Genomic DNA, 13,836 nt, shown 5'->3' on the forward strand with positions numbered 1-13,836 from the left:
TATTGAGAGACTCTATTTGTAATCTTCATGTATTGTCTATAGCAATGTTTACAGCTTCAGTGGCATGAATTACCGTTGTATCAAACAACGGAACTTCTGAATCTTCAGGTTTAACTAATAATCCAATTTCGGTACAACCTAAGATAATTCCTTCTGCACCATTTTTAACTAAATTATGAATTACATCCTTGTAATAATCCTTTGATGATTTATTAATTTCCCCTAAACATAACTCTTCATAAATAATCCTATTCACTTGTAACCTTTCTTCATTATTTGGAACAACCACATGGATTCCTTGTGACTCAAGTCGAGACTTATAAAAATCTTGTTCCATCGTATATTTAGTCCCAAGTAATCCAATTGTTTTTATGTTAGCTTTTAAGATTTGGGTTGCCGTGGCGTCAGCAATATGTAAAACAGGTATTTCTATCTTTTCTTCTATTGAATCAATGACTTTGTGCATCGTATTCGTACAGATTACTATAAAATCTGCACCGGCTTTTTCTAACGATAATGCAACTTCACCTAAAGCTTGACCTGCCTTTTCCCAATTACCTTCTGCTTGATATTGTTCAATTTCGCTAAAATCAACACTATACAAAAGACATTTCGCTGAATGTAAACCACCTAATTTATTTTTCACTTCTTCGTTTATGATGCGGTAATATTCTAAGGAGGATTCCCAACTCATTCCCCCTATAAGTCCAATCGTTTTCATTACTATCTCTCCCTACTTAAATAACTATATTTGATGCGTATAATTACCATAAAATTAATATGAATCAAATCCACTCTGATAGTCTGTACATACTTAGCCATTTAGTTTATGATACCATAATAAGGTTATTGTAACTGGAAAAATCAAGAGCTCTCCACCATTTAACATCATTTATGATTTATATTGGTAAATTGTAAAGATCTACCTTAAGCCTTCTATAAAAAAGGATTCTACTTAACTGTTGAACAAATAAGTAGAATCCTTTATGTATATCTATTATAGGAACTAACTACCTGAATCTTGAACAAAACCTAACTCATTACCATCTAAATCACTTATAGTAAATTTTTTAGTCCCATAAGGGGTTGAAAACAGTTCTTCTATTACATTTACTTTATCTTTTACATCATTCCATAATATCTCTACATCTGTTACATTAAAATTAAAACGTCCATGTGATGGGTAATTTTTATCTTCCATGATGGCAAAAGTTGCTCCACTATCAGCCTCAAAATGGGCATAGTTAGGTTTTTCGGGTGGCCATGTTGCTGCAACCTTTAATCCTAAATTTGTTTGATACCAATCTATTGCTAAAGCTAAATCTTTCACATTAACTCGTACATGTGATAAGTTGGTCTTCATCTTTCCTACCCCTTCCTTTTAATCATACCAGGCAGATTGAGGTCTATTTGCTGGGTAACCGTTTTTTTCTCGATACTTTTTTCTTTCATGTGTAAAATCAAACCATTGCTTTTTACTAGTTGGGTGATTCGCATAGTATACGACACATCGAATTTGGTCCTCCACACATCCATCTGTCCATACGCCTAACTGTTGTTCTAATTCATCAAATAATTGTGCACCTTGTTTGTCTTTTATTTCGTTTAATGAATAGATGTTTAATTGATAAACCAATTTTTCAGCTAATTTATAACCAATAGATGGTACAGTTTGAAATTCAGCTAATCCTTTAATAATTCTCGCCCTATCAATTGAAGCATTTAATAGACTAGCTATTCTTTCCGTGTGAAGTGTACGTATTTCAGTTAATTTCACTTTAGCTTTCCTAAGCATTACTCTTTCTTCTAGTGTTAGTGGTAATTTAGGATTAGAACTCGAATGGTCTCCTCCTTATTCATTATTCGTTATACATCAAGAATCTTTATCAAATCTTTCAGTCTAGTTAGAAGCAATCACTACTTCTGAATGAAAAGATAATCCATTCAATTCTTCTAGTATTTTTTGTGCAGCTATACTATATTGTGTTATTGGTTTTCCTTCATACATTGGCACCTTACTGTATACTTTTCTAATGCTAATTGGATACCCACTTCCCGTATTGGAATCATTAATTGTAATTCGATCTGGTTCAAAGAGTAGCGTATTGATTAAGTCCTTGGCTTTACTAGAAGTAGATGCTTTTAACATCGACACAACTTCTGTATCTGTTAAACGCGCAAATCCACTCTTATTCATGGGCTCTGAAGACCAGTGAACCTTAATAGACTCAGCCAAGATTCTATCTACAGCGACCATGTATGGCGATAGAAACAGTTTATGATCTGACAAGATAAGTTCTAATAGGTAGTGTCCTGTTTCTAAATCCGTATCGATTCCTTTAGAGGTACATGTCATTCTGTCTAATAAATCTTTAGGAAGCATTTCCACCATACCAGCCATATACGTATCTCTTAAAAAACTATCCAAATGATCAATTCCAAGTATATTGTCCTTTCCTGTGATAGGTGATGGTTCATTTAAAATTTTAATGATTACATTCGGATCAATATTATGGGCCTTTAACATAGAAGATATTTCCTCTTCTTCTATATATTGTTCTGTTAATTGATGGTGATCAAATCCAAGCGTTTTTTCTACCGCGTGGGAGAAAGGCAGATGTCCGATATCATGTAACAAGGCTGCAACTCGTAATTCTATGTCATTTGGAAAATAGAAAGAAGTTAATTTCCAAACACCTATAGAATGTTCAAATCTACTATGTACAACAGGTGAAACGAGTGCTCCGGCACCGAAATGTGCTAATTGCTTCAGCCTTCGAAGCGGTTTGCTTTTAATTAATTGTATTTCGAGATCAGTTGGTTTGATTGGTGGATAAAGTGCTTCTAAGATTAGTTTCGTTTCGCTCATAAATTATTTAATTCCTTCCATTTTGACTTTTCTTAGTTCGATAGTGGAACCATTAGGTAGAGATACAAATAAGCGATAATATTCCTCATATTAATTGACTAATAATACTCTAATTTTATGGGTGATTTATCAATCTGAATATTTCAGAAGTACATCAAGTGATATAGGGAATTTTTGATAAGTTAATTCTTTAACAGCATTAGCAAGTATTCGAATTTCATATTGTGCATCCTCTGGTAGTCTTAATTCCAAGAAATGTGCTACACCCTGTAATGAGCCTGTCCAATAGTATCTCACAAACATTGAATAGGCGGCAAGGTATAGTCGAGCTTGTTCCGGTGCAATCCCAGTTTCCATTGCTTCTTCATACAGACGCTCTCCTTGCGCAACATGTTCTTCTAATTTCTTCGTAAAAGTACTACCTACGGATGGATGTAATGCTTCACCTGATCCTTGTTTTGAGTTTGCAGGCTTTGTTCTCCATTCATTGTCATGTGGAATATAAAATGTTGGTTCTTCTGTAATATATCGACGTGATGATTCATTCCAAGCAACAAAAGGATCTTGGAAGCCTGAGCCGATGATGTGCTTCCAATGTTGCCTCGCAACATAGAGTGGAACATATATCTCAAACTGTAGTGAAGTGTGCCTAAATGGACTGGTATGTCCCTCCCGTGCCAGAAAATCTATCAGTCTTTCATCTTTTTCATCTAGCATTTCTTTTTTCTTGTTGTACGACACTCGAGCTGAATTAACAACAGATAGGTCTGAACCCATATGATCCTGTAAGATGACATAGCCACCATTTAATATGTCTATTTTCGTCATAGCATCCCGCCTCTCATTTTCCTGTCTAAATTTTACCAAAATTATATCCTATTTAAAACTAATCACATTTTAAATTTGGAAAGCTATCCCTTTAACATCTGTATTTTAGATTAAAATTACCTAAAAAAATAACCCCGATTGAAATTTCAATGGGGCCTGTTTCCTATTACCTAATATTCATGCGTAAAGGGTAATTGATTCTGTTGACATAATGGCGAATCTACATGTGGATGTTCCTCGTTCTCCATCTGTACCGTGACGTGGTTTATTCCTTTATGCTCTAATTCATGTTCAACCTCTCTTAAAATCTCTTGGCTTTGGAGAACAGATAGATTTTCATCTACAACCGCATGACATGAAAGAGCATGCTGCCCACTCGTAATACTCCATACATGTAAATCATGAATCTTTTGAATACCTTTTACACTCTCGATCGTTTTTATAACGGTCTCGGTATCGCAGCTTTTTGGAGCCCCTTCCATTAAAACGTGTACAGCATCTTTGGTCACTCTAAAGCCACTAATTAGCACAAGGATCGCAACTAGTACACTAGCTAGTGGGTCCGCCCATCCCCATCCAAAGAACATCATACATAATGCGGCTGTTACGGCTCCTACAGATCCAAGTAAATCACCTAAAACATGTAGAAAAGCTGCACGCATATTTAAATTTTCTTTCGTATCACTGCGCATTAATATCCAGGCAACCATTATATTAACGAGGAGACCAATAAAAGCGATAATGAACATACCGGTAGATGCAACCTCAGGTGGTTCTGAGAATCGATGATATGCTTCATAAAATATATAGAGAGATATTACTATGAGGGTAACCCCATTAAATACTGCTGCTAATATTTCAAACCTTTTATAACCGTATGTTTTTTTATAATTTGCTGCTTTCTCCCCTAATCTAAAGGCTAGTAGTCCTACACCAAGAGAAATGGCATCACTCAACATATGCCCAGCATCAGAAAGGAGTGCAAGACTATTAGTGAAGATTCCCCCAACTGCTTCTACCACCATATATGTCGTAATTATAATAAAGCTTAACATTAACATTTTTTTATTTGTAGTGTGTGTATGGTTATGATCGTGTCCCATTATATCCCACCTTCTAATATTAAAATATGAGCATTTATTCATATAATGATAAAAAGGAACAAATTAGTTATGACAAGCATGATCAATCATTTGTTTCAGCATATTCATTACATGTTCATCATCTTGAGAATAATACAACGTTGTACCCTCCCGGCGATATTTTACTAAACGTAAATTTTTCAAGAAGCGTAATTGATGCGAAACTGTTGACTGCCTTAACTGTAAGGTTTCCGCTATTCCATTTACTGAGTATTCGTGATGAATTAAAAGATTTAGTATCCGGATTCTCGTTGGATCACCCAATGCCTTAAACGTTTGTGAAACAACGAATAACGTCTCTTCATCCAAATCCTTATTATTAAACGCTGTCTGATTTTGATTATTATCCATAAGATCTTCTCCTTTACACTTATTCCTAGGGTTAAGATAAATTCATTAATGTGTATATATTAGTATATGTTCATATTATAAAACAAGAAATGGATCATGGTCAATAATTTATAAATACCGTATAAATAGTGGGACAAGGCAATATAAATTAACAAAGGAAGGAAAAGGAGTCGTATGATGGCATTCATATGGTTATCAGGAGTAATTGCCTCTGCATTGGGTATTAGTGCTGGGGGTGGACTAGCATGGTTCATGAAGCGTATCCATGGTAGTGTTAGCTTTTTATATTCTCTCTGCGGCGGATTAATAATTGGCCTATTATTTATTGAAATGATCCCTAAAAGTATCCAACTTGGCGGTTGGGTTATATTTGCTCTTGGGACTGCAACTGGAGTTATTCTGTATCTATGTATTCATCGTGTCATAAACATGATAACCCTTGTAACAGATACTCAACAAAAAGTTCTCTTACTCCGTACTGGAGTTCTATTAACCATTAGTATTGCAATGCATAATTTCCCAGTTGGGCTGGCGCTTGGAGCAGCTATCGGTACGGAAATTGGCAAACCCATGTTATTAACCATCCTGTTACACAATATTCCTGAAGGAGTGATCATTTTTACTCCACTATTTTTAGCTGGGTACGGCTTCTTCACTTGGTTGGTAATCACAGCTGTGCTCACCGTCCCAGTAGCAATAGGCTCGTTACTTGGGTTATTTATTACTGCTGAAGTCCCTCTTTTATTTGCTTTTATGATTAATATTGCCATCTCTATGATTTTCATAGTCGCAGTAAGAGAAATTGTTTGGGAAGCAATGAAAAAATCTTCTATATGGTATGGTTTACTAGTTAGTCTATTTGGCATCACATTGGTCTATATGTATTTTACTTTTATTAACTAATATCTTAGGTTCATTTTAATCAACAATTAAACCTTCTTGAAATACTGTCGGTACATTGTACGAGACTAAACTGCAGTATTCCCTACAGTTGAACTTTTCTGTACAATAATACCCTTTTACACAGTAAAACTCCTCCACCACAAAGGAAGAGGAGTTTTATTTTGGATTATTACTCCATAAGGGAGATTTCATGATGATGCAGAATTAGTTTCTCTAGCTTTTAATCTCTCTTGATCTTTTCTTTCCAATTCTTCTTGGGATTGACGCTTATCTTTAATAAAGAGAGCAATCAACAATCCGACTAATGAAAGTGCTGCTACAACAATGAAAGCTACATTGGCACCATAAATGTCTGGATTGACAATTTCCCTACTTGCTGCACTCTCCTCTGATGTCGTCATGACTGTAACGAGAATTGCTGTACCTACAGAAGCCGCTATTTGTCTCATCGTATTATCCATTGCAGCCCCGTGTGGAATTAATCGTTTAGGTAATTGATTTAATCCAGCGGTTGCAATCGGCATCATTACCATCGACAGTCCGAACATTCGGATACTGTATAGAATGGTTATAAAAGCTAATGAAGTCGATGTATCTAATCTAGTAAACGGGATTGACGATACGGTAATGATTATTAATCCAATTATTACTAGTTTTTTAGCACCGAATTTATCAAAGATTCTACCTGTAATTGGTGACATCAATCCAGTAATTAATGCTCCAGGTAACAGAGCTAAACCAGCTTCAAAGGCTGTAAACTCACGCATATTTTGCATATATAGTGGTATTAATGTCTCCACGCCAATTAATCCCATAAAAGCGATCATGCCTATCGCAACGGCCAGCGGGAAAATGGAATAAGTAAACACTCTGAATTCGAGCATTGGATGCTTTAGCTTTAATTGTCTTAGAATGAATCCGAATAATGCTACCACACCAACACCAAGTGATATGATAGTCATCATAGCCAACCAGCCATTATTTCCTGCTGAAGTAAATCCATATAGTAATCCACCAAATCCAAATGAAGATAAAATAATGGAAAGAATATCGAATTTTGGTTTCTGTAACTCTGTTACATTTTTCAAAGCAAAGCAAGCTATGACAATATCAATTACTGCAATTGGCAGAATAATAAAGAATAACAATCTCCACGAGTAATGTTCCGTCACATACCCAGACAAAGCGGGACCGATCGCTGGAGCAAACGAGATTACCAGTCCAATTAGTCCCATTGCAGCACCACGTCTATGTACAGGGAAAATCATTAAAAATACCGTCTGCATCAATGGTAACATAACCCCAGCGCCAGCAGATTGGATGACACGGCCTATTAATAATGTGGAAAAGTTAGGCGCGATACCTGCAACTAGTGTCCCAACTGCAAATATACTCATCGCTGTAATAAACAATTGCCTCGTCGTAAAACGTTCTAATAAAAACGCACTAACTGGAATCATAATCCCATTAACCAACATGAACACAGTAGTTAGCCATTGTCCAGTATTCGCTGTAATTCCCATTTCTTCCATTATTGGTGGGATAGCGGTTATCATTAGCGTTTGATTCAAAATGGCAATAAACGAACCTGCTAATAACAATGGTACTATCATTTTTCTGTTTACTTCTACATTCTGCATAAATACCCTCTCTTCCACCTATCTTAATGTCTGTAATCATATACTTTATACAGGATACATGAATCCATTCTATTAATCTATAAGTTTGCTTACTGCCAATAGCTTACTTTGGCAAGTCTTGGAATGCTTGATTTAACAATAAACTTCCTAATTTCAATGACGATAAATATTAACGCCTATTATCTCGTTCTATCCCTAGCATACATTATTACATGTATGGCACTAATAAAGAATAGGAGGGAATCACGATGATCTGTTTACCAGGCTACCGTTATTGTGGGCCAGGATGTAGTGGTCCAGGAGCACCTACCAATCAGCTTGACTACTTCTGTCTGCAGCATGATCAATGCTACCAGAGAGGTCTACCAAGAAGACTTTGTGATGAACAATTTTTACGACAACTTGCACCATATATGACTAGACGAGATAAATTAGGTAGAGATGCTCGATTGATGTATCGGGTTATTTCGTTTAAATTGGGTTTCTAAACAAACAAAAACACTAACTTAGCCCATCAAGACTAAATAAGACAATCACAAATCCATTCGATTGTCTTATTTTCTATTATTTATTTTTTTATAGATGGCTAACTTAGTAGCGGGTTTAATGGACTAGTGATATCGCCTATTTGAATGGGGACACCAAAGCTCCCGTGATAATCTGACCCACCCGTCATAACTAAGTTGTACGATTTTGCTAGTACCTCCACTTTTCTGTGATCTTGTTCTGTATGATCGATATGGTTCCGTTCAATACCACCTAGTCCGACCTCTACTAGCTCAGGAACCAAATCATAGGAATCTAGTTGTCCAGGATGTGCGACAACTGCCAATCCACCATCTTTTACAATTGCCTCCACTGCAGCGAATACATCGACATACTCAATATCTCCAGCAATAAGATTTTTAAATAGCTTTTGATATAGTTCTTTATACGTTGTTGAGGAATAAGGGGCTTTTATTAAATATTCCATCACATGTTGTTTATAAATCGTCTGACTTGGTAACGCCTTTTCCTTTATGATATCCGGCTCTATTTCATAACCAAGTTTTCTTAATTGTTGGATTTGCCATAGCGATAACTCATTTCTTCTTTCCAATATAGGGTTACAAACCTTAAGGATATGGGATGCAACAGGTCTATAATGGTAACCGAGTATATGAACCTTACGTTTTCTTTTATAATCAAAGGCGGATATTTCAATTCCAGGGATGGTCGTAATATTATATGCTCGACCAACTTGACGGATTATATCTTGTCCGTCAACTGTGTCATGATCTACAAGACTAATGTGGGTTACACCATTTTGCTTAGCCTTCGTCATAATCGTTTCTATGGAATCAGCCCCATCAGAATAATGACTATGTACATGGAGATCAGCTTTCATTACGAACACCCGCTTTTATGATAGTTGGTTTCGTACTCATGTTAAAAATTTGATCACAGAGATTATCCATGAACGTAATATCGTGAAAAATTCCTACTAATGTCTTCCCACTTGCTTTTAATTTCTCGATAACTTCTCTAACCTTTTCTTTCGATTGATGATCTAGGCTAGCAGTTGGTTCATCTAACAACAATAGTCTTGGTTTTTTAACTGTTGCCATTGCTATGTTTAATCGTAACTTCTCACCACCAGAAAATGTATTCGGAAATGTGTCCCATAGACTTGGGTCCAGCTCGAAATGTTCGAGTGCTGCCTCCGCTTGGCACTTTGCACGGAAATCAGATTCTCCCATTTCCAAAACAGCCTTTTCTACTAATTGTCTGCACGTCCTTCTTGGCATGACATTTAAAAATTGAGAAACATAGCCAATCTCATGTTTTCGTAAATAAATCACTTGTCTTTCTGTTGCTTTCGTTAAATCAAGTCGTCCAAATCTCTCAGACTCAAATAATATATTCCCTTGATTGGGAATGTATGTACGATAAATGCTCTTTAATATGGTAGATTTGCCACTACCACTTTTTCCAACAATGCCAATAAACTGGCCCTTCTCTAGTTGAAAGCTAATCCCATTTATAGCTTGCCTTGTCGTACCGAGATAGTGATTAATAAAATTCTTTCCCAGATTATGAACTTCTAAAATGGCCATGACCTTCCCTCCTATCGTTCTACCTATAATTGGTTGTTGTGATGACTTGACCATTTACCATCGTCATCGTTAACATCGGATAGCCGTCTTCCATTCGTTCAATGATAAGTAAATCTGCCTTTTTACCAGGGTGAATCGAACCTAGGTCTTGGCCCAAATGTACAGCCTTAGCAGGATTGATCGTAACCATGTTAAACATATCATGTAGCTTGTTATTATGTTTTTCATGTAATTCAAAAATAGCATGTAGTAATGCAGATGGATAATAATCACTGCAAAGAATGTCGACAAACTGATGCTGGATCGCTTCAATAGCAGAAAGATTTCCCGAATGAGATCCACCTAGCAATACATTAGGAGCACCAACTAATGTTCGTAACCCTAATTCTTTTGCTTTCTTCGCCACTTCCAAGGTAATAGGGAATTCACTTATAGTCGTCCCGAAGGATTGTACTAATTCTAGCTTATCTATATGGTCATCATCATGGGAAGCAATGGCAATTCCATTGTCTATTGCTATCCTTGCTATTTCTGATATTTCACGTAAACTTAAAGACGCTCTGCTTTTTCGTTCTGCAATAATAACATCCACCTCATCATCTGATACGTTACGATAGCCTTTAATCGTATGGCGGAAGACTTCTAAATCACGATATTGGCCTTGACCAGGTGTATGATCCATGAAGGATAATAGATGAACCTTGTCTTGTTTTATATTTTGGATTAAGTTTTCCACACCATCCATATTATCTATCTCAAATCTAGCATGCAGACGATGACGAATTAAATGGGGCTGAGTAGCTGTTCGATCAATGGCATCCACCAGTCGCTGGACATTTTCAGGATAGCGCATTGGTTTATGGGAGAAGATATCTTCTTGGTAAAAAGATAACGAATGAAAAATGGTAGTAATTCCATGACTGATTAAGTTCTTCTCCGCTTCTCTAAGACTCATATTTACGTCCATAATACTTGTAGGTCTTGGCGAGACAATCGTCTCAATGTAGTCAGAATGGATGTCTATAAAACCAGGGGAAATATAGCCACCCTTTGCATCGATAAACTTCTTATCCGATCCATACTCAATATCGCTCTCTAAGATAATATCCTGAATGCGATCACCCTTAATCACGACAGCATGCCCTTCTATAATTCCTGTTTCCATGACAATTTTTCCGTTATGGATAATAATCAAAGTACGTACCTCCTATAACAACGAATAAACTAATTGTTGCGTATATTTATCAGTCGGATCCTCTAAAATTTGATCTGTTAATCCTTGCTCCACAATCTCACCATTTAACATGACAATAGTACGATCGGCCAGCATTCGAATGACAGCTAAATCATGCGATACAACAATCATACTAATCCCAAACTCACGTTGTATCCGTTTAATTAGGTCTAATACATCTGCCTGTACAGAAAGATCCAGTCCAGTTGTTACTTCATCTAAAAATAAAACAGGTGGGTTATTCGAGAGAGCCTTAGCAATTTGAACTCGCTGCTGCATACCACCCGAAAAATTCCGCGGCTCCTCTTTCATTCGAAAGACAGGAATTTGCACGATGTCAAGCAATCGTTTTCCAATTTCCTCCATATTACCAACATGGCGATTTCCAGCAGCAATTAATTTTTCTGCGATATTGCTTATAGAAGAAAAATTCATTTTTAATCCATGTACAGGATTTTGATAGACCATTCCATATTTGTAATTTCGAATATATCGCTTCTTTTGCGATGACAATTCAAATAAGTTGTCTCCGATAAATTCCTCATCATCGAGATACACTTCCCCAGTAGTTACTTCTGAGTCAAAATAAAGACATTTCATTAAGCTAGATTTTCCACTTCCGCTTTCTCCAACTACACCAAGTATTTCACCAGCAAATAAATCAAGTGAGATATTCCGACAAGCATAAACCGTTCCACATACTTCACAATAATTTTTGGATAAAGCTCTATTATCTGGGTTTTTACAGTTATTACACCCCGGTCCAAATTGCTGATTTAAATTTCGAACAGCTAATAGTGGTTGTTCATCCTTCACTAGTCCCCACCTCTTCTCTTTCCTTTTTATTCAACTGTTCTATACAGAAATTAGTATCATTACATTGAAACACCCGCTCACCTCTATGGTGATCGATTAACTCATCAAGAAATACACCACTTGTTCCGCATAGATGACATGACTTATCTGTAAAATCTTCTGTTCTGAAAGGATGGTCATCAAATGCCAAGGAAACGACATCGGTATAAGGTGGAATTGCATAGATTTTCTTTTCTCTACCCGCTCCAAATAGAATAAGTGCCTCGGATTGATTGAGCTTTTCATTATCGAAACGCGGAATAGGACTAGGTGCCATCACGTAACGACCATTCACATAGACAGGGTGATCTGCTCCGGTGGACGTTGTACCATGCTTCATGATTTGCTCAAATAGCATAAGCCAGGCACCACTATATTCTTCTTCTGAATGAAGTAGTTTCGTTATTGTATTTTTTGCTTCATATGTCCGAAGTGGTTCCGGTTCAGGCACTTGTAGCACAAGGATTTGATCATTCGTTAGATGAATTTCAGGAATTCGATGTCTTGATTGAATTAATGTTGCCTCCCTTGTTTGCTCGGTTATCGCTACACCTGTCGTTTCATGGACAAGTTTCTTAATATTAACAGCATTCACCGATTCATCTGAACCTTGGTCAATGACTTTTAATACATCCCTCTTCCCGATAACTGATAATGTAATCTGGAGACCGCCCGTACCCCAGCCACGAGCTATCGGCATCTCCCTTGATGCAAACGGTACTTGATATCCAGGTATCGCAACAGCCTTCAGAATGCTACGGCGTATTTCTTTTTTAGATCCTTCATCTAAAAAAGCAAAATGAGGGCTAGTCTTCATGTTTTTTTCCTCCTTGTTTCACGGTTCTCACACTATCAAGTTTGGATTGGAATGTGACATAATGCGGTAGTTTCAAATGGGATATAAAACCAGTCGACTCTACGGAATCAATATGTAATAAAACAAATTCCTCGTCATGGGTTGGAAAATCAGCTTCTGGATGCTCCAAGCATTGATCGAGAATGCTCATAGCTATTGCTTTCGTTTCATTCTGACCAAAACAAATCCCATAGCCAATCTCAAATTCTAGTTCTTCCCTTTGCTGCGTATGTTTCTTAACTGGAACAAACGACTCCACTTCTGTTAATTTCACTTCACCAATGTAATAATTTTCCTCCTCGTTTCCTGTTTCTGTAGCTGGTGCAATATAGATCGGTGCCATCCCAACACGAACCTCTCCGACTGTTGGATGGACTTGTCCATAGCCCCGTAACGATGCATAGCCCAATGATGTAACGGTACCTGTTTGACCGCGGGTTAACGTTTGTAATCGTTGACTTCGAGTAGCAGGAAATTGTAGACTTTTTTTCGTAATATCGTCAGGTGGTTCATTATTTTCCACATAACTAGTAAACAACCCCTCTTTACGTAAATACTCCACTACTTTAGGAAAATAGATTAATTCATTACGAGGATGGTCCTTGGATAGCTCCGCTTCATAAGCCGATAACCATTGCTTCATTTCTTCTTTTGTCTCATTTAATAACGTATAATCTAGCAAACGGTGGCTATAATCATTTGTAGCCCCTAGTATCTGGCCACCCGGAATATCCTTAAAGCTAGCAGAAATCCTGCGTTCGACAAACATACTCTCTGAATCTACTGTTTCACTATAGTATAGTCTTGGTAATGTAGAGCGGTGGGCTCGAAGTAGAAATACAGCCTCCTCCATACTCCCTTCAGCTTGTTTAATTGCTAGTGCCGCTAACGTTAGTTCATATAGACTAGCTTCAGACATCACCTGATCAATTAATGACCGCATTGTAGTTAGGATGGTGTGTATCTCTAATACCTCTTGACCCTTTAATCGCTCATACCGTAATCGTTTCAACGATGCTTCAATTGCTTCAGTTCCACCTTTTACTGCTACATAACCCATTC

The 13,836-nt window shown here is 36.9% G+C and carries 16 protein-coding genes; 2 read left to right on the plus strand and 14 right to left on the minus strand.

The genetic code is table 11. The annotated features are described in order from the left end of the window. Positions 1-25: 25 nt before the first annotated feature. The 7 genes from KGF86_RS06665 to KGF86_RS06695 all read right to left on the minus strand — a co-directional run bounded on the left by KGF86_RS06665 (position 26) and on the right by KGF86_RS06695 (position 5,190). Positions 26-721 carry an aspartate/glutamate racemase family protein gene (locus KGF86_RS06665; RefSeq protein WP_211741427.1) on the minus strand — a complete coding sequence of 232 codons (696 nt, stop codon included), beginning with the start codon at positions 719-721 and terminating at the stop codon, positions 26-28. 285 nt (positions 722-1,006) lie between these two features. Then, positions 1,007-1,363, minus strand: a complete 357-nt coding sequence (locus tag KGF86_RS06670) for a VOC family protein (RefSeq protein ID WP_186868809.1) — start codon at positions 1,361-1,363, stop codon at positions 1,007-1,009. An 18-nt stretch (positions 1,364-1,381) separates the two neighbouring features. Then, entirely contained in the window at positions 1,382-1,795 is a 414-nt protein-coding gene (locus KGF86_RS06675) for a helix-hairpin-helix domain-containing protein (protein WP_186868808.1), read from the minus strand. Positions 1,796-1,900: 105 nt separating this feature from the next. Further along, positions 1,901-2,869 (minus strand): HD domain-containing protein, encoded by a 969-nt coding sequence (locus KGF86_RS06680; RefSeq protein WP_186868807.1) that lies wholly within the window; start codon positions 2,867-2,869, stop codon positions 1,901-1,903. 129 nt (positions 2,870-2,998) lie between these two features. Then, a complete protein-coding gene (thyX, locus tag KGF86_RS06685; RefSeq protein WP_211741428.1) occupies positions 2,999-3,697 on the minus strand; it encodes an FAD-dependent thymidylate synthase in 699 nt (232 codons plus the stop codon). 170 nt (positions 3,698-3,867) lie between these two features. Further along, positions 3,868-4,800, minus strand: a complete 933-nt coding sequence (locus tag KGF86_RS06690) for a cation diffusion facilitator family transporter (protein ID WP_186868805.1) — start codon at positions 4,798-4,800, stop codon at positions 3,868-3,870. 63 nt (positions 4,801-4,863) lie between these two features. Continuing rightward, positions 4,864-5,190: an ArsR/SmtB family transcription factor gene (locus KGF86_RS06695; RefSeq protein WP_186868804.1), complete on the minus strand. Its 327-nt coding sequence runs from the start codon at positions 5,188-5,190 to the stop codon at positions 4,864-4,866. Between the two features lie 177 nt (positions 5,191-5,367). Between KGF86_RS06695 and KGF86_RS06700 the strand changes: the two genes are divergently transcribed. Then, entirely contained in the window at positions 5,368-6,093 is a 726-nt protein-coding gene (locus tag KGF86_RS06700) for a ZIP family metal transporter (protein ID WP_186868803.1), read from the plus strand. 188 nt (positions 6,094-6,281) lie between these two features. Here the strand turns inward: KGF86_RS06700 and KGF86_RS06705 are convergent, their stop codons facing one another. Beyond that, positions 6,282-7,733 carry a DHA2 family efflux MFS transporter permease subunit gene (locus KGF86_RS06705; RefSeq protein ID WP_211741429.1) on the minus strand — a complete coding sequence of 484 codons (1,452 nt, stop codon included), beginning with the start codon at positions 7,731-7,733 and terminating at the stop codon, positions 6,282-6,284. 248 nt (positions 7,734-7,981) lie between these two features. Here KGF86_RS06705 and KGF86_RS06710 point away from each other — a divergent pair, with 248 nt between their 5' ends. After that, a complete protein-coding gene (locus KGF86_RS06710; RefSeq protein WP_211741430.1) occupies positions 7,982-8,221 on the plus strand; it encodes a Parvovirus coat protein VP1-like protein in 240 nt (79 codons plus the stop codon). 98 nt (positions 8,222-8,319) lie between these two features. Here KGF86_RS06710 and KGF86_RS06715 read toward each other — a convergent pair whose 3' ends face one another. Genes KGF86_RS06715 through KGF86_RS06740 form a run of 6 tightly spaced genes read right to left on the minus strand, consistent with a single transcriptional unit; the run spans position 8,320 to position 13,834 of the window. After that, positions 8,320-9,120: a PHP domain-containing protein gene (locus tag KGF86_RS06715; protein WP_211741431.1), complete on the minus strand. Its 801-nt coding sequence runs from the start codon at positions 9,118-9,120 to the stop codon at positions 8,320-8,322. Further along, positions 9,110-9,829, minus strand: a complete 720-nt coding sequence (locus KGF86_RS06720) for a phosphonate C-P lyase system protein PhnL (protein ID WP_211741432.1) — start codon at positions 9,827-9,829, stop codon at positions 9,110-9,112. Before KGF86_RS06720 ends, KGF86_RS06715 begins: the two co-directional genes overlap by 11 nt. Positions 9,830-9,848: 19 nt before the next feature. After that, positions 9,849-11,024, minus strand: coding sequence for a phosphonate metabolism protein PhnM (gene phnM, locus KGF86_RS06725; protein ID WP_211741433.1), 1,176 nt, complete (start codon positions 11,022-11,024; stop codon positions 9,849-9,851). 12 nt (positions 11,025-11,036) lie between these two features. Further along, positions 11,037-11,879 (minus strand): ATP-binding cassette domain-containing protein, encoded by an 843-nt coding sequence (locus tag KGF86_RS06730; RefSeq protein ID WP_211741434.1) that lies wholly within the window; start codon positions 11,877-11,879, stop codon positions 11,037-11,039. Continuing rightward, the gene (locus KGF86_RS06735; RefSeq protein ID WP_186868796.1) at positions 11,869-12,735 is read right to left on the minus strand and encodes an alpha-D-ribose 1-methylphosphonate 5-phosphate C-P-lyase PhnJ; all 867 of its coding nucleotides are present in this window, start codon (positions 12,733-12,735) and stop codon (positions 11,869-11,871) included. Before KGF86_RS06735 ends, KGF86_RS06730 begins: the two co-directional genes overlap by 11 nt. After that, positions 12,725-13,834: a carbon-phosphorus lyase complex subunit PhnI gene (locus tag KGF86_RS06740; protein ID WP_186868795.1), complete on the minus strand. Its 1,110-nt coding sequence runs from the start codon at positions 13,832-13,834 to the stop codon at positions 12,725-12,727. Before KGF86_RS06740 ends, KGF86_RS06735 begins: the two co-directional genes overlap by 11 nt. Positions 13,835-13,836 lie beyond the last annotated feature (2 nt).

The organism is Ornithinibacillus massiliensis, from assembly GCF_018310345.1.
Classification (GTDB): Bacteria; Bacillota; Bacilli; order Bacillales; family Amphibacillaceae; genus Ornithinibacillus; species Ornithinibacillus massiliensis.